General features: G+C 61.0%; 16 protein-coding genes and 1 other RNA gene. 6 read left to right on the top strand and 11 right to left on the bottom strand.

The features are described from left to right. Positions 1–9 precede the first annotated feature (9 nt). The 5 genes from clpX to RCAS_RS25030 all read left to right on the top strand — a co-directional run bounded on the left by clpX (position 10) and on the right by RCAS_RS25030 (position 3572). Complete coding sequence (gene clpX, locus RCAS_RS07545) at positions 10–1320, top strand: ATP-dependent Clp protease ATP-binding subunit ClpX (protein WP_012119997.1); 1311 nt, start codon at positions 10–12, stop codon at positions 1318–1320. An 18-nt stretch (positions 1321–1338) separates the two neighbouring features. Then, positions 1339–2235 (top strand): S-methyl-5'-thioadenosine phosphorylase, encoded by an 897-nt coding sequence (mtnP, locus tag RCAS_RS07540; protein WP_012119996.1) that lies wholly within the window; start codon positions 1339–1341, stop codon positions 2233–2235. Positions 2236–2346: 111 nt separating this feature from the next. Beyond that, on the top strand, positions 2347–2694 hold the full coding sequence (locus tag RCAS_RS25035) for a hypothetical protein (RefSeq protein WP_157042588.1): 348 nt from the start codon (positions 2347–2349) through the stop codon (positions 2692–2694). Positions 2695–2746: 52 nt separating this feature from the next. Next, positions 2747–3114, top strand: a transfer-messenger RNA (tmRNA) gene (ssrA, locus tag RCAS_RS23870). A gap of 305 nt (positions 3115–3419) precedes the next feature. Further along, entirely contained in the window at positions 3420–3572 is a 153-nt protein-coding gene (locus RCAS_RS25030; protein WP_157042587.1) for a hypothetical protein, read from the top strand. Between the two features lie 410 nt (positions 3573–3982). Here RCAS_RS25030 and RCAS_RS23255 read toward each other — a convergent pair whose 3' ends face one another. The 5 genes from RCAS_RS23255 to RCAS_RS07520 form a co-directional block, all read right to left on the bottom strand. After that, positions 3983–4441 carry an integrase core domain-containing protein gene (locus RCAS_RS23255; protein WP_198136017.1) on the bottom strand — a complete coding sequence of 153 codons (459 nt, stop codon included), beginning with the start codon at positions 4439–4441 and terminating at the stop codon, positions 3983–3985. A gap of 167 nt (positions 4442–4608) precedes the next feature. Continuing rightward, positions 4609–4725: a hypothetical protein gene (locus tag RCAS_RS26470; protein ID WP_408638386.1), complete on the bottom strand. Its 117-nt coding sequence runs from the start codon at positions 4723–4725 to the stop codon at positions 4609–4611. 169 nt (positions 4726–4894) lie between these two features. Continuing rightward, entirely contained in the window at positions 4895–5182 is a 288-nt protein-coding gene (locus RCAS_RS07530; protein WP_049768805.1) for a hypothetical protein, read from the bottom strand. Positions 5183–5303: 121 nt separating this feature from the next. Beyond that, a complete protein-coding gene (locus RCAS_RS07525; protein WP_012119993.1) occupies positions 5304–5594 on the bottom strand; it encodes a type II toxin-antitoxin system Phd/YefM family antitoxin in 291 nt (96 codons plus the stop codon). Next, a complete protein-coding gene (locus RCAS_RS07520; protein WP_041330390.1) occupies positions 5591–5914 on the bottom strand; it encodes a type II toxin-antitoxin system RelE family toxin in 324 nt (107 codons plus the stop codon). The genes RCAS_RS07525 and RCAS_RS07520 overlap by 4 nt, the downstream gene beginning before the upstream one ends. A 777-nt stretch (positions 5915–6691) precedes the next feature. On the opposite strand from RCAS_RS07520, the gene RCAS_RS07515 reads away from it, so the two are divergent. Continuing rightward, positions 6692–9103 (top strand): penicillin acylase family protein, encoded by a 2412-nt coding sequence (locus RCAS_RS07515; protein ID WP_012119992.1) that lies wholly within the window; start codon positions 6692–6694, stop codon positions 9101–9103. Between the two features lie 1730 nt (positions 9104–10833). Here the strand turns inward: RCAS_RS07515 and tnpA are convergent. The 6 genes from tnpA to RCAS_RS07480 form a co-directional block, all read right to left on the bottom strand. Beyond that, positions 10834–11247, bottom strand: a complete 414-nt coding sequence (tnpA, locus tag RCAS_RS07510) for an IS200/IS605 family transposase (protein WP_012119991.1) — start codon at positions 11245–11247, stop codon at positions 10834–10836. A gap of 1212 nt (positions 11248–12459) precedes the next feature. After that, positions 12460–13704 (bottom strand): hypothetical protein, encoded by a 1245-nt coding sequence (locus RCAS_RS07500; protein ID WP_012119990.1) that lies wholly within the window; start codon positions 13702–13704, stop codon positions 12460–12462. Between the two features lie 105 nt (positions 13705–13809). After that, positions 13810–14391, bottom strand: a complete 582-nt coding sequence (locus tag RCAS_RS07495; protein ID WP_012119989.1) for a c-type cytochrome — start codon at positions 14389–14391, stop codon at positions 13810–13812. 10 nt (positions 14392–14401) lie between these two features. Next, on the bottom strand, positions 14402–14980 hold the full coding sequence (locus tag RCAS_RS07490; RefSeq protein WP_012119988.1) for a DUF3341 domain-containing protein: 579 nt from the start codon (positions 14978–14980) through the stop codon (positions 14402–14404). Positions 14981–14993: 13 nt separating this feature from the next. After that, entirely contained in the window at positions 14994–16409 is a 1416-nt protein-coding gene (gene nrfD, locus RCAS_RS07485) for an NrfD/PsrC family molybdoenzyme membrane anchor subunit (RefSeq protein ID WP_012119987.1), read from the bottom strand. A 72-nt stretch (positions 16410–16481) separates the two neighbouring features. Then, positions 16482–19508: a TAT-variant-translocated molybdopterin oxidoreductase gene (locus RCAS_RS07480; protein WP_041330384.1), complete on the bottom strand. Its 3027-nt coding sequence runs from the start codon at positions 19506–19508 to the stop codon at positions 16482–16484. Positions 19509–19513: the final 5 nt, after the last annotated feature.

Here is a 19513-nt window from a genome sequence, read left to right as displayed (position 1 = left end):
GGAGTGCCTATGTCTCGCACACGCGGCGGTAATCCCAACTCGCCGAATGGTCGCGGCGCATACCTCTGTTCCTTTTGCGGACGGGGACAGGAGGAGGTGCAGCGTCTGATCGCCGGTCCCGGCACGGTTTTTATCTGCGATGAGTGCGTGGCGCTGTGTAGCGCCATCATTGCGGAAGAAACCGGCGCGCGTCCATCAACACGACGTTCGTCCGCCAGCCTGCCAGCACGCCTGCCAACACCGCGCCGACTGCGTGAGTGGCTTGATCAGTATGTCATCGGGCAGGACCGCGCAAAAGTGGTGCTTTCGGTTGCGGTCTACAATCATTACAAGCGACTGCGCGCCGGGCAGAGTGCTGACGATATCGAGATCGGCAAGAGCAATATTTTGCTGATCGGTCCAACCGGCAGCGGCAAAACGCTGCTGGCGCAGACGCTGGCGCGCGTGCTCGATGTGCCCTTTGCGATTGCCGATGCAACGGCGTTGACCGAAGCCGGGTATGTCGGCGAGGATGTCGAGAACATTCTGCTGCGGTTGATCCAGGCGGCGGATGGCGACATTGAGCGCGCACAGACGGGGATTATCTACATCGACGAGATCGATAAGATCGCGCGCAAGAGCGATAATCCGTCGATCACACGCGATGTGTCGGGCGAAGGGGTGCAGCAGGCGTTATTGAAGATTCTCGAAGGGTGCGTGGCGCACGTTCCGCCGGTTCCCGGACGCAAACATCCGCAGCAGGAGTATATCTCGTTCGATACGACCCATGTGCTGTTCATTTGTGGCGGCGCCTTCGAGGGTCTCGACAAGATCATCGATCAGCGCATCGGCGGCAAGCGCAGCATTGGCTTCCACGCTGGCGAGCCGTCCGACGCACCGACATCGCTGCTGTCGCAAGTGACGCCGGACGACTTGCTGCGCTATGGCTTCATCCCTGAATTCGTCGGACGGTTGCCGGTCGTCGCAGCGCTCGATCCGCTCGATAAGCAGGCGATGATTCGGATATTGACCGAACCGCGCAACGCGATCATCAAACAGTACCAGAAGATGCTCGCCCTCGACCACGTCGAACTTGAGGTCACGCCCGATGCGCTCGAAGCCATCGCGGATCGGGCGCTCAGGTCGAAAACGGGGGCGCGCGCCCTGCGCACAATCGTCGAGGACATCCTGCTCGACGTAATGTATGAAGTGCCGTCGCAGGAGCACATCGGACGCTGCATTATCAATGCCGAAGTAGTCGAAGGGCGCGGGCACCCGATCCTGGTGCCGCGCTCCGCCGAACGGCAGGAGTACCGCCGCCGTATGGACGAGGCGGTGTGACGTTCCCCGGAGAAACTGATGACCGCACTGCAACAGACGGAACCGCGCGCAACAATTGGCGTCATTGGCGGGAGTGGCCTGTATGCGATGGAAGGTCTCGCCGATGTTGAGCGTGTGACGTTGCAGACCCCGTTCGGCGCACCAAGCGACGCCTATGTGATCGGCACAATCGAAGGGTATCGCGTCGCCTTTCTGCCACGCCATGGCGTTGGTCATCGCCTCTCACCGAGTGAAGTCCCGAGTCGCGCCAATATGTACGGCTTTCGCATGCTTGGCGTGCGCTACCTGATTGCGGTCAGCGCCGTCGGCAGCTTGCGCGAAGAGTACGCTCCCGGGCACATCGTCATTCCTGACCAGTTGTACGACCGTACCAAAGGGCATCGCCCCGATACCTTCTTCGGCGGCGGGTTGGTGGCGCACGTGCAGTTCGACCGCCCGTTTGACGCCGGGTTGTCCGATCGCCTGGAACAGGCGGCGCGCGCCGCCGGCGCAACCGTGCATCGCGGCGGCACACTGGTGGTCATGGAAGGTCCACAGTTCAGCACGCTTGCGGAAAGTGAAGAAAACCGGCGCCGTGGACACCACCTGATCGGTATGACGGCGCTTCCCGAAGCCAAACTGGCGCGCGAGGCGGAGATCGCTTACGCAATGCTGGCAATGGTAACTGACTACGATTGCTGGCATCCGGGGCACGACGCCGTCACCGTCGAGATGGTCGTTCAGGTCCTCCAGGCAAACGCGCGGCTGGCACAGGATGTCGTGCGGCGCGTTATCCCGCTGATCGGCGATGGCTTCGACAGCCCGGCGCACCATGCACTGGCGACCGCCATCATCACCGACCCTGCCGTCATCCCTGCCGAAAAACTCGCGCAGGTTGAACTCCTGGTCGGAAAATACCTGCGCAAAGAAGCATAGCGACGTCAGGTCAATTCCAAACAGAAGTGATAGCAAGTCAGATTAGTCGTGGCGTCAGTAGAAGTTTTAGACTCTAATCCGAATGTCTCGGCAGATAATGGAGCATCAAAGATGCTAACGAACAAAGAGTTTCAGGACATTCTCAACGACAACACAAAGCGGATAGAAGGCGATATTGTATGGCAAAATGACGAGGATCATTCTCCATCGGTTGAGTTTCGTGCTGATGTCATCTCAAATGCGGGCTATCCGCTAATGGTGCGTGGTAGTTACAACCCGCTCATTCCAACACTATTTAGAGTATGGAGGCAGTTTTGTAAAGAGGCAAGATTGTCTGGACTGAAGAGGATTTCCGGTTGGCGGAGCAGGTGTCCATCCCTGCGCGCTGGTCGCAGCCGGAAGCGTTTGCGTCTCTTCTACGAGGAGCGTCGTGGCGCTGAGACACTAACAATGTTCTAACGCATATTCCTTTACACTCCTCTTCCCTTTTGGTATAATATTGCATACGTTTGGGGATGACTGGTCTCGACAGGGAAGGATGTCTCAGGTTGCAAGCCGAGCCGCCCAGTCTCGTTAAAGGGGCAACGGCATAACTGCCAACAACAACAAAGTCGTCGCCTTCAAGCCGGCGATGGCTCTGGCTGCCTAAGAAAACAGCAGCCCGCTCCCTTGCTCTCACCCCGATGGAGTAAGATCGAGCGTCAGCAAGTCGGGGCGCTCCCGGCGAATGCCTGCAACGCCGGGCTAAGATGAGCAGGATGGCTCAAAAGTCGCTCTGTCCGCCGTGCGACTGCGAGCGACAGCAAACGACGGACTAAGCTTGTAGACGCCTGAGTCTAACTTTGCTGGACGGGGGTTCGACTCCCCCCATCTCCACCAAAAGGACACCCGCTCCCTTGTCGGGAGCGGGTTTTTGAATGCCCGCTGTTCTTGTATTCGCATGCCACTAACGTCGGTTGATGAATGATTACGCAAGAGACACGATGTTTTACACCTGGAAAGGCTCGTCGTGTTATTTTATATCTAACCTGCGCTTACGCTCGACGATGCTATGATTGCTCGCGTTCGATGTCGGGCGCCGACAATCAGGCTTCGGAAAGCGCGGTGCGAAGGGGAGTATGTTGGCAGCCTGCGCGCATCCGAGCTGTCAACGCCAAACGGCGCAGCGCACAAAGGAGCATACGATGAGGAGCAAGACGGAAGGAATAATCGAAAGCCTGGCGGCGGTTCTGGTCCTCTTTACGGCAATGCTGGACCCGCGCATCTCTGTCGGGCTTGCGGTCGTTGTGCTGATCGGTCTTGCCGTGTATACGTTTCGCGCTAAGGCGCCATCGTGATGCATAACGGCAGGCAATCTATGCTCTCTGACTTAATCTGCTCGTGCAGGAGAGTGCAACGCGGCCGCATCTTGCATGAGCAGACAGATCGTAACACGCCAGCGACGACACAACCTCCCCGCTCCATTCCCGTAGAGAAGGACTTACCTCGTTAGACCATTAGAGCGATAGGGTATGGTCTGATAGCGGCAAGTCCTCCCGCCGATCCAGTTCGGCGGCGCGGCAGTGTCTTGCCCCTCGCGCGGGCAGACCGGACCCTCTCCTTTACCCCCTTAATACTACAGGTGTAGTTAAGTAGGTTGTAATGCCCCCCATTTGTCAAACCACTTTCGGGTCCTACCGAGCCGGTGGTTTGGCGCGGCTTCGCCGCGATCTTGCGAGCGGACGCGCTCGTCCGCTTCGCTCCCGAGCTACGCCGCTCGCAAGCTCTGAACTGGCGGGTCAGACGCCAGCGGCAGCGGCTTGGCTCGATACTCTTGCGGACTCAGGCAGTCCAAGGCGTGGTGTGGCCGCTCGCGGTTGTACCACTCCAGCCACGTTCGCGCCGCTCGACGGGCCTCTGCGACGCTTGTGACGCTGTGCCGCCAGACGCATTCCTCTTTGCAGCTCCGAAAGAAGCGCGCGATCAGCCCGTTCTGCGCTGGTGTATAGGGCGTGATGCACTCCTGGCTGAGCCGATAGAACGTGCAGGCCCCACGGAAGCGCCGGCTCAGAAACACCAGCCCGTTATCGCTACGCAGAACTGGTGTGTCGCCTGTCGGTCGCAGCGTACCAAAGCGCGCCAGACAGTCCATCTCCGACGCCCGTTCCGCTTCCTGTGCCCGTCCGCGCAGGGCAAACTCCCAGCCGACGATCCCCGGTCGTGGCAATCAATCACGGCCACGAGACGCCCCTAGCCGTCGGCGCCGCACGAAACGTGCGTGATGTCCATCGCCCAACGCTCGTTTGAGCGCTCGGTATGCGAGCGCGACTTCTCCGCCCGCGGTTTTGGACCGGTTGAGCGTTGGGTGATCAACCAGCGCTGCTCGCGCATCAGTCAATGGACCTTCGTGCGATTGATCACCGGCTGGTCGCGCGTGCGCAGCAGCGCACAGATACGGCGGCAACCGCAGGTCGGGAACTCCTCGATCAGCGCCTTGATGCGGGAAAGCAGGGATTGGTCGCGCGCCAGATTGCTCGCCGAGACAGGGTCGGGAGCGTGTTTGTGCTCAGCGAGCGCGCCCCCTCAAGTTCAGTGACGCCATCACCGTCATAGAGTATGGAACGCGTGACATCCAAGGCGCGGCAGATACGGCGGAGGGATGCCTTGGGCGTCACCTCCTTCACTCGTCGCGCATCCGCCGCTGAGAAGGGTTTGTCTTGCTGGACTCCTTGAGGATGTCGATGTCCATCACCAACTCGCCGACCTTGCGCTGCTGACGCTTGATCTTCTGGTCTTTGAGGTCCTCATCGTCGAGCGGTCGGCTGCGCAGGGCGTTCTCGGCGCCACCGAGGAAGCGCTCTTTCCACCGCTCAATCTCGGCGACGGTCAGTCCGTGGCGGCGGACGGACTCGGACGCAATCGTCTCGCCGCGCAGGATCGCCAATACCAGAGCGACCCGGCGCTTCACCGTCCAGCGCTGTGGTGGTCTGACTGTCCAGGGGAGCAGTATAGGACTTTGCAAAAGTCCAGAACGGATACAAAATTCTCATTGAGACGTATGATACTGTGCAGAAACGCGTTTATGCACCCTATTCGGATCGTTCTTCTGTCGGCTCTTCGCTATCTAGCTCACTATCGTTCCAGAAATCGTCATGGGAGATACCTTTTCCAGCAGCGATTTCCTTTCGCGCGTTGTCAAGGAGTGAGCGAAACTGCTTGGAGTACGCAAGGGCTAGTCGTTCAAGATCATCGTCATCCTCAATTGGCAGGAGAACGCCAACCGCCTTGCCATTGCGGGTAATCACCACCAATTCTTCTTCACTCGCCTTGAGATAGGCGCTAAACTTGGCCTTTACTTCAGCGACCGATGCGATTTTCATAGTGTGATTTTCTCTCCTCCAACGTAGACGGTATTCCGTAGCTTGATGCCAATCGCCAGGATATACACTTTTCGGTCGTCAGTGTTGACGTCGTAAAATACTCGAAAGGTATTCTCTGGTCCGAAACGTAATTCCCAGGTTGCCTCCTCAAATGCTGGTCGGGTTAACGGTTTACGGTTACGATTTTGCTCGGTTGGTTCAAGGGATAATCGTTCAATGATCGTGTCTCTGATCAGGGAATAATACTTCTTGTCAATAAAGCGCAGATGTTCCTTGGTTATAGGAGCATAGATCAGCGTGTACCGTTGCTGCGATGACATACCCATTCCTAGAGACCACGATCGTGTTGACTATGATTATAGTCAGACAACGAGTCGTTGTCAATCACCTGCAAGAAGCTTCACCCGCATACGGGGTGCGTGCGGTCGAACGGGGCGGTTCAGGCGCAGCGCAAGCGCGACCGAAGTGAGCGCGAAGCGCTGTCGCCTGCAACCGTGAGGTGGCTCAACGCTGCACCCTGCCTCCCGCACGCGGAGGGTTGACGATGAGCGTGGCGCAGTTTCGGCGGGCGAGTCTCCCTGCCCCCCATGCGCGGAGGGTTGATGACGCGACAACCTTAGCATCTTCGCACACCTCACCCTGCTCCCCCGCGCGCGGAGGGTTGACGGGCAGACCGCCCCCCCCCCCGCGCGCTCACTGGCGCCCCCTCAGCGGGACGGACCCCCACGCGGCGTCGGTCGCCCCGCTCCCGCGTGCGGGAGCGGGGCAGGGGATGAGGGGATTGCTTCGACCGGCTGCGCCGGTCGCGCAATGACCGCGAACACCGGCACGCCCACCGAGGGGGGGCGGTAAAATAATGTGTTGTGCTAGCATACTAGCATGGCACATCCCGACGCGCCCACCGGGGGACGGACCCACACGCGGCGCCGGTCGCCCCTCTCCCACGTGGAGGAGCGGGGCAGGGAGTGAGGGTAAAACGGCGCATCCCAACGCCATGCAAGCCTGCTATGCTCATGCGTGCGGTCCGCTCTTGAACCTTTCACCCATGGTATAATCGCGGTTATCTCCCTCGATGCTGAACTGTTTGTGAGGCAACAATGCGGTTGCTGAAACGCCTGCTTCTCTGGATGGTGCTGGTCCTGGTCATCGTGACCGCGCTTGGCGCTGGCGGCGGGTATCTATGGTTGCGCCGCTCGCTGCCACAGACAAGCGGTGAGATTCGGGTCAGCGGGATCAGCGGCCCGGTGACGATTGTGCGCGATAGCGATGGCGTGGCGCACATTACCGGCGCAACTGAGACGGATGCTGCGTTCGGGTTGGGGTTCGTTCATGCACAGGAACGGCTCTGGCAGATGGAGGTGCAGCGCCGTATCGGTCATGGTCGACTTTCCGAGGTCTTCGGCGCAACCACGCTCAACACCGACCGCTTCCTGCGCGCGCTTGGCGTGGCGCGCGCTGCGCGCCGCGCCCTTGAACGGCTCGATGCCAACACTATTGCCATCCTTGAAGCCTACGCAGCTGGTGTCAACGCCTTTCTGTCCACCAATCCGACACTGCCGCCGGAATTCCTCATCCTCGGCGTTCAGCCTGAACCGTGGCAACCGGTCGACTCGCTCGTCTGGGCGAAAATGATGGCGTGGGACCTCGGCGGCAACTGGAACGATGAGGTGATGCGCGCGCTGCTCATTGCGCAGATTGGACCGGAGGACGCCGATTTTCTGATGCCCGCCTACACGACTGATGGACCGTTGATCCTGCCGGACGCGGCGTTGGTCCGTCCCGCAGCAGCATCCACCCCACCGGACGCTGCGATCCAGCCCGACACGGCGCGCGCGATGCTCGATCTTTGGGAAACAGTGCATGCGACGACTGGATTGGGTGACCGGCTGGCCGGCTCAAACAACTGGGTAATCGGCGGCGCGCGCACCGCGAGCGGCAAGCCGCTGCTGGTCAACGATCCGCATCTCGGCAACCGCATCCCTTCGATCTGGTATCTGGCGCATATGCAGGGCGGCGCGATCAATTCCATCGGCGCCACCTTCCCCGGTCTGCCGGCAGTCGTTATTGGCTACAATGAGCGGATCGCCTGGGGTGTGACCAATACCGGTCCTGATGTGCAGGACCTCTATATCGAACGGATTGACGCCCAAAATTATGTCGAATACAATGGCAAGCGCGAACCGGTGACGCTGATCGACGAGACGATCAATGTCAAAGACGCAGAGCCGGTGACGCTGACGGTGCGCATCACCCGCCATGGTCCAATCATCAGCGATGTAACCTCCGGCACCGGCGAGACGCTGGCATTTCGCTGGACATCGCTCGACGAGGAGGATGCCACGATCCGCGCCTTTCTCAATATCAACCGGGCGCACAACTGGGAAGAGTTCACGACGGCGCTGCGCGATTACAAAGCGCCAATGCAGAACTTCGTCTACGCTGATGTCGAGGGCAATATTGGCTACTATGCCCCAGGTGCGCTCCCCATCCGTCGCAATGGCGATGGGAGGTTGCCTGTGCCGGGATGGACCGACGAATACGAATGGGCTGGGTACGTGCCGTTCGAGGAGTTGCCCCACGTCTACAATCCGCCACAAGGCTATATCGTCACTGCCAACAATCGGGTGATTGGCGACGACTATCCGTATCTCCTGGGAACTTCGTGGGCAGCGCCATATCGGGCGCAGCGCATCGTTGAGATGATCGATCAGGGTAATCGGTTGACCGTCGCCGATATGCGCGCGATGCTTGGTGACGTTGTCTCGGTGCAGGCGCGTGAGTTATTGCCGACGCTCCTCGCCGTTTCGCCAACCGGACCGCGTGAAGCCGCTGCGCTCGAACTGCTGCGCGGCTGGGACGGCGCTATGCGCGGCGATAGCGCGGCTGCCTCCGTCTACCAGGGGTACTACTATGCCGCCATTGAAGCGATCTTTGCCGATGAACTGCGTGATCTCTTCACCCGCCAGTACCAATCCAGACGCGACTTTCCGGCGATGGCGCTGCGCGCCGTGTTGCTCGACGGTCACAACGAGTGGTGCGACAACGTAACGACGGTTGCTGTCACAGAAGACTGCGCAACCACGCTGGCAAAGGCGCTGACGCAGGGGCTGGAGGCGATGGCAAAAGCGCAGGGCGAAAACGATCCGGCGCAGTGGCGTTGGGATCGCGTTCACCAGGCAGTCTTTCCTCATAATCCATTCAGCCAGGTGGAGGCGCTGCGCAATGTCTTCGAGCGACGCATCCCCAACGGCGGCGACAATTTCACCGTCAATGTCGCGCCGGTGCGCATCACCGAGCCATACTTGCAATACAACGGACCGTCATACCGCCAGATTATCGACCTTAGCGATCTGAGCGCGTCGCGGTTCATGCACACGACCGGACAATCGGGCAATGTGTTGAGCAGCCGCTACAGCGACTACCTGGAACGCTGGCAGCGAGTGGAAGACGCGCCCATGCGGTTGAGCGGCGCCATCGACGGTGATCGACTCGTCCTGGTGGGGGAGTGAAGACGCAGCGCACACGGCAGAGCGCTACAGGACACACACGCCGCCGGAATGAGAGCAGTCTGGAGGGCGCCGGCGGATCCTGGACCGCTCTCTTGAACGAGCGCCGCGAACCTCGCGGGGTCAAGGTCCTGTCCTGTACCCTCTCTCTGTTGCAACACCAGCGGCGGATAGACACGTTGCAGCGCTCCCCATGGCGCGATGCGGTCGGCGTTGGGGTTCCCGGCATCGATGAATGTACCGTCCACGCAGACGTCCAATCCCGCCACTGCGATGGCGGTGACTGCGTTGTTCAGATCATTTCCCAGTGAATGCCAGACGGGACCGTCCCAGCGCGCAATGCGGGGCTGGCCGTTCCTACGCGCGCTACGGTCCCACGCCCTCCCCACCAGGACGTGCCACCGCCGCGTTATCCGTTGTTCGGGCTGAAGCCCTCACTCAGGTCGTGGAAGCCCCGGTGGGGCTGGCCGTTCCTACGCCCTCCCCACCAGGACGTGCCACCGCCGCGTTATCCGTTCGGGCTGAAGCCCTCACTCAGTCGTGGAAGCCCCACTGGGGCTGGCCGTTCCTACGCGCGCTACGGTCCCACGCCCTCCCCACCAGGACGTGCCACCGCCGCGTTATCCGTTCGGGCTGAAGCCCTCACTCAGGTCGTGGAAGCCCCAGTGGGGCTGGCCGTTCCTACGCGCGCGCTACGGTCCCACGCCCTCCCCGCCAGGACGTGCCACCGCCGCGTTATCCGTTGTTCGGGCTGAAGCCCTCACTCAGGTCGTGGAAGCCCCAGTGGGGCTGGCCGTTCCTACGCGCGCGCTACGGTCCCACGCCCTCCCCACCAGGACGTGCCACCGCCGCGTTATCCGTTCGGGCTGAAGCCCTCACTCAGGTCGTGGAAGCCCCAGTGGGGCTGGCCGTTCCTACGCGCGCGCTACGGTCCCACGCCCTCCCCACCAGGACGTGCCACCGCCGCGTTATCCGTTGTTCGGGCTGAAGCCCTCACTCAGGTCGTGGAAGCCCCAGTGGGGCTGGCCGTTCCTACGCGCGCGCTACGGTCCCACGCCCTCCCCACCAGGACGTGCCACCGCCGCGTTATCCGTTCGGGCTGAAGCCCTCACTCAGGTCGTGGAAGCCCCAGTGGGGCTGGCCGTTCCTACGCGCGCGCTACGGTCCCACGCCCTCCCCACCAGGACGTGCCACCGCCGCGTTATCCGTTCGGGCTGAAGCCCTCACTCAGGTCGTGGAAGCCCCACTGGGGCTGGCCGTTCCTACGCGCGCGCTACGGTCCCACGCCCTCCCCACCAGGACGTGCCACCGCCGCGTTATCCGTTGTTCGGGCTGAAGCCCTCACTCAGGTCGTGGAAGCCCCACTGGGGCTGGCCGTTCCTACGCGCGCTACGGTCCCACGCCCTCCCCACCAGGACGTGCCACCGCCGCGTTATCCGTTGTTCGGGCTGAAGCCCTCACTCAGGTCGTGGAAGCCCCGGTGGGGCTGGCCGTTCCTACGCCCTCCCCACCAGGACGTGCCACCGCCGCGTTATCCGTTCGGGCTGAAGCCCTCACTCAGGTCGTGGAAGCCCCAGTGGGGCTGGCCGTTCCTACGCGCGCGCTACGGTCCCACGCCCTCCCCACCAGGACGTGCCACCGCCGCGTTATCCGTTCGGGCTGAAGCCCTCACTCAGGTCGTGGAAGCCCCACTGGGGCTGGCCTGTTCTGTGCCCAAAGCATGGAGAGCCTTCTCAAGGCTCATCCTCTGTTCGCTCGTAAACAACAATTGTCGTTCCAGACCGGTGGTGTTCCTTTTGTCTGGCGGCATACGTCATCACCGTTTCCAGAGATTGTTCGCTGACGCTCAACGCGCCGTAGCCGACCTGCCATTTGAACTGACCGTCGCTATCTGGAATGCGATTGAGAGCATGAGCGCTTGCGCCTTTTATATGACGGATAAACTCTGCAACCGCCAGTTTGGGCGGGATGGAGGCGACGATATGCACGTGGTCTTCCACATTTCCCGCTGCGTGGATCTTGACGCCTAACTCTTTGGCTTTGCGATACAACACGCCATAGAACATTTTCTCCCTTTCTGCTGTGAGCGCAGGCTGACGGTCTTGGGTCGACCAGATGAGATGATAATGGAGTCGCCAGCAGGTCATGGTTTTGTCCTGTTCACTATGTTTGGACGACTTTATTTTGAATACCGGCTGACGCCTTTTTTCGATACGTCCCGAAGCTTTTCTTCGAGCCATTGAAACCCCTACGGGGCTTCCCGGCGCTTAGCCCAAATGCCAACCCGCCACGAGCGATCAGCCCCGCAGGGGCTTCCCCCTCCTCAGGGAGGGCTTCAGCCCGACCGTCCGCCGCCAGCGCTGCGGGCTGAAGCCCTGGCTGAGGTCCTGCAAGCCTCTGCGGGGCGACCCGCTCCGCACCCCGACCCCCAACCCGCCACGAGCGATCAGCCCCGCAGGGGCTTCCCCCTCCTCAGGGAGGGCTTCAGCCCGACCGTCCGCCGCCAGCGCTGCGGGCTGACGCCCTGGCTGAGGTCCTGCAAGCCTCTGCGGGGCGACCCGCTCCGCACCCCGACCCCCAACCCGCCACGAGCGATCAGCCCCGCAGGGGCTTCCCCCTCCTCAGGGAGGGCTTCAGCCCGACCGTCCGCCGCCAGCGCTGCGGGCTGAAGCCCTGGCTGAAGTCTTGCAAGCCTCTGCGGGGCGACCCGCTCCGCACCCCGACCCCCAACCCGCCACGAGCGATCAGCCCCGCAGGGGCTTCCCCCTCCTCAGGGAGGGCTTCAGCCCGACCGTCCGCCGCCAGCGCTGCGGGCTGAAGCCCTGGCTGAGGTCCTGCAAGCCTCTGCGGGGCGACCCGCTCCGCACCCCGACCCCCAACCCGCCACGAGCGATCAGCCCCGCAGGGGCTTCCCCCTCCTCAGGGAGGGCTTCAGCCCGACCGTCCGCCGCCAGCGCTGCGGGCTGAAGCCCTGGCTGAGGTCCTGCAAGCCTCTGCGGGGCGACCCGCTCCGCACCCCGACCCCCAACCCGCCACGAGCGATCAGCCCCGCAGGGGCTTCCCCCTCCTCAGGGAGGGCTTCAGCCCGACCGTCCGCCGCCAGCGCTGCGGGCTGAAGCCCTGGCTGAGGTCCTGCAAGCCTCTGCGGGGCGACCCGCTCCGCACCCCGACCCCCAACCCGCCACGAGCGATCAGCCCCGCAGGGGCTTCCCCCTCCTCAGGGAGGGCTTCAGCCCGCCGCACAAAGACTCCCCGTCCTCAGGAAGGGCTTGCGCCCGCAACGATGGCTGATGCATATCAGAACAAGAGGCGCCCCTAGCGGGGTGCCTCTTGTCATTCAACGGTTATTCAACGCAAGTTTAATGATGTTCCGCAGTCGCCTTGCCGTGATGCCCATGGCCGTGACCGCTGGCCTCCTGGCGACGCAGCAGCGGCACGCGATAATCGTTCGGCGCGAGCAACGGCGCACGTTGCAAGTTCCAGGCGAACACCCCCAGCCACAACCCGCCGATCGCAATGAGCGTCACCAGATCGAGCCAGTGGATATGGAACCCATCGGGATGGAACGCGGGCATGATCTTCCAGAAATACCAGACGATCTCGATAAGGTACAGATAGATTGCAATCGCCGTCAGATTCGCCAGCCGACGCTTGGCAAAGCGGCTCAACAGCAGCATGAACGGCAGCAGAAAATGCCCGAAGATCATTACGATGCCCAGAATCTCCCATCCGCCTGCCGAGCGATGCCCGTGCCATGGCGTCAACTCCGGCACATTCCCCGACCAGATGATCAGGTACTCGGAGAAATTGACATACGCCCAAACCGCCACAAACGCGAACAGGAACTTCCCCAGGTCGTGCAGTCGATCAACAGGAATACCGAACGGCAGCAAATTGCGCGACTTGAGCACAGCCAGCGCAATAATGCCGCCACCGAAGGTCAGAATCAGCATGCTGGCAATGTAAGTCACCGGATACATTGAGGAGAACCATTCCGGTTCCAGCGACATTCCCCAGTCGGTCGCGGCAAACGTCCACGCCATCACCAGCACAACAATACCAGGACCGCTCAGGCGCTGGAAGCGACCGCGCAGATCGTCACTGAACCCTTTTGCGTCTTCCTCGAGCGACCACTGCCGCAGCAGGTATGCCATCCCGATGAATAGCACAAAATAGATCACTGCGCGCGCCAGGAAAAAGGGCACATTGAGATAGGGCGTTTTCAACGCCACCACCTCATCGTTTGCCACGACTTCCGGGTTCGTCCAGGGGAAGAGATAGTGCGTCCCCATCAACGTCTCCGCCGCAATCGGCAAGAACAGGATCGCCATCAGCGGCAGGGTGAGCGCCGCCGCCTCCAGCAGGCGCCGCAGCATCAACCCCCAAACCCCTTGCGTCAGATGGTTGATCATCAGCACCAGCAGTCCGCCGAGCGACAGCGCCATCCAGAAGAAATACGCAAAGATGTACGAATGGAAGAACTGCGCTGCTCCCAGAAATGCCCCGGCCACTGCCAGCAGCATCGCAACGCCCCCAACGATCAGCGCCACTTGCTGAAGGCGCCCCAGCGCCGGACGAAGCGCAGCAGGCTCTTGTGCGATCATAGTCATCCCTTTCGGACGAGCGAATCCTCTCGATCTCGCTTTCGGATCCCACCCCAGGCGCAAAGCGCCCGGTTCTTCCGCTCTCCAATTCCTGACTCTTCACCCCTAATTCTGCGGCGGCGGGTTCTTCTGCAACTCGCGGATATGCGCCACAATCGCCCAGCGATCACTGATGCTCTGGACGCGATACCCATAGGGATACATGGTTCTCCTGCCGTTGACCAGCACATCATAGTACTCGCCATCGGGCATATCGAGCAGGCGCTGGTCATAGAACGACGGCGGGCGCGGATTGAGCAGCAGACCGACCTGACCGCGACCGTTGCCGTTAACGCCATGACACACCGCGCAATAGATGCGGTAACGTTGTGCGCCGCGTTCCAGCAACTCCGGCGTGATCCGGATCGGAATCGTTGTGACATACGCGCCATTCGGATCGCCATCGACCCGCCCGGTACTGGTTGCATCGATCCGCAACCGACCACGCGCCACCGTATGTTCCACCAGCGGACGCGCCGAAGCGCCGTCGGCAAAAATCTCGCTCGCCTGCTGCGGCTTATATTTCGCCTGGTCGTACATCTCAAGATGGCAGGCGGTCATGAGCAACACAACAGCCATCAGCCACCCTGCCCGAACAATCCGTCCGATCAGCGAGCCTGGACGGCGGCGTTGTCGCAGGTTCAGCATTGTCGCTCCCCTAGTTATCTACGGTCGAGACCGCCAGCGGACCCAGGCTCTCCAGGAACTGGCGCGTCTGCTTCAGTTCGAACTTGGGGTCGGCTGCTTCGATGCACAGGAAGAAGCGATCAACCGACGCCCGCTCAAAATTCGGCGCATTGAACACCGGATGGTATGGTCGCGGCAGACCGCATGCAGCGATCATTCCAAAGACGGCAGCAAATGCCGACAGCAACACCATGCCCTCGAACGTTGCCGGGATAAACGCAGGCCAGCTAAACAACGGCCGGCCGCCAATATTCAGCGGATACTCCACGAGGTTGATCCAGGTCTGCAAAGCAAACATACCCGATGCCCCCAACAACCCCGCACCAAAGATCACCCATGGAAGGCGCGTCCCACGATACCCGACGGCTTCGTCCAACCCGTGGATAGGCATCGGCGTATACGCCTCGAACTGCTTATACCCGGCGTCGCGTGTCTTCTCCGCCGCTGCCAGCAGCGCCTCGGCGTCATCGAACTCAGCCATCAACCCGTACAGGGTCGGCCCGGTCGAGACCTTCAGCGCCTTTGGCTGTCGTGCATTCCGCTTCAACATCACAACGCCTCCCCTAGTGATGTCCGGCGCTGCCGTGTGCCAGCGCTTTTTCGGTTTCCGTCTTATGCACCAGGTCGCGCACCTCGAAGATCGAGATCGCCGGCAGCAACCGAATGAACAGGAAGAACAGGAAGAAGAACCAACCGAAGGACCCGGCATACAGCGAGATATCCCACACGCTTGGCGTGTAGTACCCCCACGACGACGGGAGAAAATCACGGTGCAGGCTGAGCACGATGATCACCCACCGCTCGAACCACATGCCGATATTGATGCAGATCGAGATAAAGAACAACCATGGCAGGCTGACACGGAAACGCTTGAACCACAGCAACTGTGGAATAGCGACATTGAGCACGATCAACGCCCAGTAACTCCAGGCGTAAGGTCCCATCGTGCGGTTCGTAATGAGGAAATATTCATAGATATTCGCGCTATACCAGGCGTAGAATATCTCGGCGAAATAGCCGTATGCCACCACGAGACCCGATGCCAGCATCACCTTGCCCATCAGATCGAAGTGCTTGATCGTGATCAAATCGTGGAGTTTGTACCACCGGCGCAGCGGAACCAGCAGCAGGATCACCATGGCAAAGCCGCAGTAAACAGCGCCGGCCACGAAGTACGGCGGGAAGACCGTCACGTGCCAGCCGGGCAACTGCGAAATCGCAAAGTCGAGACTGATGATACTGTGCACCGAGAGCACCAGCGGCGTCGAAAGACCGGCAAGGATGAGCGAGGCCACCTCATAGCGGTTCCAGTCGCGCGCGCCGCCACGCCAGCCAAGCGCCAGAAAGCCATAGAAGCGCTTCACCCATATATTCGTCGCCCGATCGCGCAGCGATGCCAGGTCGGGGATCAGCCCAAGGTACCAGAACAGGATCGAAACGGTCGCATAGGTCGAGATAGCGAAAACGTCCCATTCGAGCGCGCTGCGGAACTGCGGCCACATCCCCAGCGTACCGGGGTAGGGGAGCATCCAGTAGTCGAGCCAGGGGCGACCGGTATGCACCAGCGGATAAATCCCGGCGCATGCCACGGCGAAGATCGTCATCGCCTCGGCGGCACGGTTGATCGACGTGCGCCAGTCTTGCCGGAAGAGGAGCAGAATGGCAGAAATGAGCGTTCCGGCATGCCCGATGCCGATCCACCACACAAAGTTGATAATATCGAACCCCCAGGCGACCGGGATGTTGATGCCCCACACACCAACACCGACGGTAAAGAGAACCGCCAGCGAGAAGAGGTACATGAGCAATCCAAGGGCGGCGATGACGAAACCAACCGGCCAGCCCCATGGAGTCTTTCTGATCGGCGTCAGCACGATGTCGCCGATGGTCCGGGTCACCGACTCATACGTCTGCTTCGGTCCCAGGAGTTCTTCGAGCATCTTGCCATACGCCGATTTCTGCGCGGGTTGTGAAGCCATGTGCTACTCCGTGTATCCTGGGGCGAGAGAACGGGATTGCTCCGTTGTCCCGCCATCGGCCATTCGCTGCGATTATGCCGTTTTCTCCTCTGCGAGATCGGGGTTCAGATTCTTGATCTTCGCCAGATAACTGACCCGTGGTTTGGTGTTCAGTTTATCGAGCGAGGTATACTTCAGCGGTTGTTCCTTCAGGTCCACAACCCGCGCCTGCGGATCGTTCAGGTCGCCGAAGACAATTGCCTGCGTCGGGCACACCTGCTGGCACGCAGTCATAATCTCGCCGTCGGCGATGCGTCGATTCTCTGTGCGCGCCTGGATGCGCGCCTCATTGATGCGCTGGACGCAGAACGTGCATTTTTCCATCACACCGCGCGCGCGCACCGTCACATCCGGGTTGCGCATCATTTTGAGCACCGGGATGCTGTCATTCTCGGTCGAGGCGTCGATCGGCGAACGGTATGGCACGTCCTGATACTGAAGGAAATTGAACCGACGCACTTTGTACGGGCAGTTGTTCGAGCAGTACTTGGTGCCGACGCAGCGGTTATACACCATATTGTTCAACCCTTCCGCGTCGTGGACGGTCGCAGCGACCGGGCAGACAATTTCGCACGGCGCGTGCTCGCACTGCTGGCAGAGCATCACCATGTTATAGACGTTCGGAGTATGCTCATCACCGACGTAATACTGGTCGATACGGATCCAGTGCATTTCGCGCCCAAGCCAGACTTCGTCTTTGCCGACCACCGGAATGTTGTTCTCCGACTGGCATGCGACCACACAGGCGTTGCACGAGTTACACACATTCAGGTCGATCGACATGCCCCACTTATAGCCGTTGTACTCATACTCGCCGATCAGCGAGATTGGCTCTTCCTTTTCGACCTGAAGGAACTTCTCGTCCTCGACATACTCGGCGAGCGTGCCATAGCGCACCAGGTCCTTCTTGCGCCCTTCCATCAGGAAGTGCCCCTGGGTGCTTGCCAGTTTATAGTTCTCGCCGACTTTCGCCACCTCCAACCCAACACCGAACCACGGCGTTGCGCTGGTGCGCAGGCGATAAGCGTTGAACCCAACATTGTTGCCAACTCTTCCGGCAGCCGTGCGCCCAAATCCGAAATGCACCGTCACCGAATCGTCGGCGTGCCCCGGCTGCACCCAAACCGGTGCATCCACCGAGCGCCCCTGGTACGTCAACCGCACCACATCACCATTCTTAAGCCCAAGCGCGTTTGCGGTGCGAACGCTCATCAGCGCGACATTATCCCACGTCAATTTGGTATACGGCTTAGGGGTCTCCTGGAGCCAGGCATTATTGGCGAACGCACCGTCCCACAGCGACGGATCGGGGCGAAACACAATTTCCAATCCCTGCGTCGGCGCCGGCGGCGCAGCATCGGCAAAACCCTGCTGGAGCGTCACCTGGCGACTGCGCGCCTGTGTAGCAGTAATCACACCATCGTGCAACGCCGTATTCCAGAAGACGCGGAAATTGCCGCTCGCATCCTGCGTCTGCCAGTAGGCGGTCAGCGTCTGATAACCGGTCTCCTGCGGCTTGCCGAGCAGCACATTGAGCACTTCGATTGCCGACTTGCCGTTGTACAGCGGAGCTATCAGCGGTTGCACAATCGTCGTCGTCCCATCGAAAGCGCGCACATCGCCCCAGGCTTCCAGGAAGTGCGCGCCATTGATGTGCCAAACGCTCTGCTGCGCGGTTTCATCACGGTAGAGACCGACGTGCATGCTGAGCGGCACTTTCGCCAGCGCCTCAGCAAACGGAATGTCGGCAGGCGCATTGTACACCGGGTTGCTCTCGATCATCAGCAACACCTCGACCGTCCCGGCGTTCATTTCCTGCGTCAAGGCGCTCAGGGCGGCAATACCGCCAGATGGATCGTCCTCAACCGGCTCGGTGTACACCACTGTGCTGCCGACATTGCCGAGTTGCGCATTGATCGCGTGACCGAGCGCGTGGACGACCGGCGGCTGACTTTCGCCAACCAGCACCACGCACGCCCCGCGATTCGCCTGAAGGTCCTTTGCCGCTGCCTCAACCCATTTCTTCTCCGTATCGCTCAGAGGAGCGCCGGCCGCCACATTCGGCACACCGACGAGGGTCGCCAGCGCGCGCACCAGATGTTCAATCTGCGACGAGCGCACCGGCAGGCGATGATCGGCGAGCAGACCGGTGATCGACGGCGTGCTCTCGGCGAGGTACAACCGATTGACCTCTTTCGTCCCTTTGCGAATGCGGCGGCCATCGGCAAGCTGGCGCGCCATGCGCACCCCCGTCGGCGACGGGGCGGTAAAATCGGCATCGAACCCGACGATCACCTTCGCCGTATCGAGGCGATAGATCGTATGCACATCCGCGCCAAACGCCAGCCGTGCGCCGGCATTGGCATTGTCGCGCCCGACCGGTTCATACTCATACCACTTCGCCTGCGGAAACTGCGTCAGCAATTGTTGCTTTTGCGCAATCAGCGTTGGCGAGGTAAGCGACCCGGAGAGGACGCGCAACCCGGCGCCCTGTTTTGCCGTCTGCGCCTGCATCGCAGCCGTTGCAGCGGCGACGAAGGCATCCCATGTCGTCTCCTGTCCGGCGTTGGTCGGCGCCTGCGAGCGATCCGGGTCGTACATCGTCAGAATCATCGCCTGCGTGATCAGGTCGGTCGAACCGAGTGACGCCGGATGATCGGGGTTTCCCTCGATTTTCGTCGGGCGCCCCTCGTGGCTTTCAACAAGCAGACCGACGCCGAAGCCGGCGAATGTGACGGCAGTAGCGAAGAAAAGGGGTCTACCGTGGATAATCTCCTCCGGCTGACGCACATAAGGAACGATCTTTTCCTGTGGCTGCTTAAGCGCGAACTGACACCCCGACAGACCGGCGAGCGCCAGCGAGGCGCCCATAAGTTTGAGGAAATTGCGCCGGCTCGCCGGGTCGCGCCATTCAGCGGCGCCGCGCGGAAATTCGCGCTTCAGCAGTTCATTGAACGCAGGCGTATCAGCCAACTCATCGAGGCTACGCCAGAATTCTCGCCCTTCGGCTTGTGCCAGACGCGCGCGCAGCGCGTTCAAATCCTGGGAAGTGGTGCTCATAGTCA

The organism is Roseiflexus castenholzii DSM 13941, assembly GCF_000017805.1.
In the GTDB taxonomy this organism is placed as follows: domain Bacteria; phylum Chloroflexota; class Chloroflexia; order Chloroflexales; family Roseiflexaceae; genus Roseiflexus; species Roseiflexus castenholzii.
This window is presented reverse-complemented; position numbering and strand designations above follow the sequence as displayed.

What these genes read in the sequence shown, in the direction of transcription:
- clpX (WP_012119997.1), top strand. Translation starts at nt 10, where the DNA reads ATGTCTCGCACACGCGGCGGTAATCCCAACTCGCCGAATGGTCGCGGC.
- RCAS_RS07525 (WP_012119993.1), bottom strand. Translation starts at nt 5,594, where the DNA reads ATGAAAATCGCATCGGTCGCTGAAGTAAAGGCCAAGTTTAGCGCCTAT.
- RCAS_RS07500 (WP_012119990.1), bottom strand. Translation starts at nt 13,704, where the DNA reads ATGATCGCACAAGAGCCTGCTGCGCTTCGTCCGGCGCTGGGGCGCCTT.
- RCAS_RS07520 (WP_041330390.1), bottom strand. Translation starts at nt 5,914, where the DNA reads ATGTCATCGCAGCAACGGTACACGCTGATCTATGCTCCTATAACCAAG.
- RCAS_RS07490 (WP_012119988.1), bottom strand. Translation starts at nt 14,980, where the DNA reads ATGTTGAAGCGGAATGCACGACAGCCAAAGGCGCTGAAGGTCTCGACC.
- RCAS_RS25035 (WP_157042588.1), top strand. Translation starts at nt 2,347, where the DNA reads ATGCTAACGAACAAAGAGTTTCAGGACATTCTCAACGACAACACAAAG.
- mtnP (WP_012119996.1), top strand. Translation starts at nt 1,339, where the DNA reads ATGACCGCACTGCAACAGACGGAACCGCGCGCAACAATTGGCGTCATT.
- tnpA (WP_012119991.1), bottom strand. Translation starts at nt 11,247, where the DNA reads ATGACCTGCTGGCGACTCCATTATCATCTCATCTGGTCGACCCAAGAC.
- RCAS_RS07495 (WP_012119989.1), bottom strand. Translation starts at nt 14,391, where the DNA reads ATGCTGAACCTGCGACAACGCCGCCGTCCAGGCTCGCTGATCGGACGG.
- RCAS_RS07515 (WP_012119992.1), top strand. Translation starts at nt 6,692, where the DNA reads ATGCGGTTGCTGAAACGCCTGCTTCTCTGGATGGTGCTGGTCCTGGTC.
- RCAS_RS25030 (WP_157042587.1), top strand. Translation starts at nt 3,420, where the DNA reads ATGAGGAGCAAGACGGAAGGAATAATCGAAAGCCTGGCGGCGGTTCTG.
- RCAS_RS07480 (WP_041330384.1), bottom strand. Translation starts at nt 19,508, where the DNA reads ATGAGCACCACTTCCCAGGATTTGAACGCGCTGCGCGCGCGTCTGGCA.
- nrfD (WP_012119987.1), bottom strand. Translation starts at nt 16,409, where the DNA reads ATGGCTTCACAACCCGCGCAGAAATCGGCGTATGGCAAGATGCTCGAA.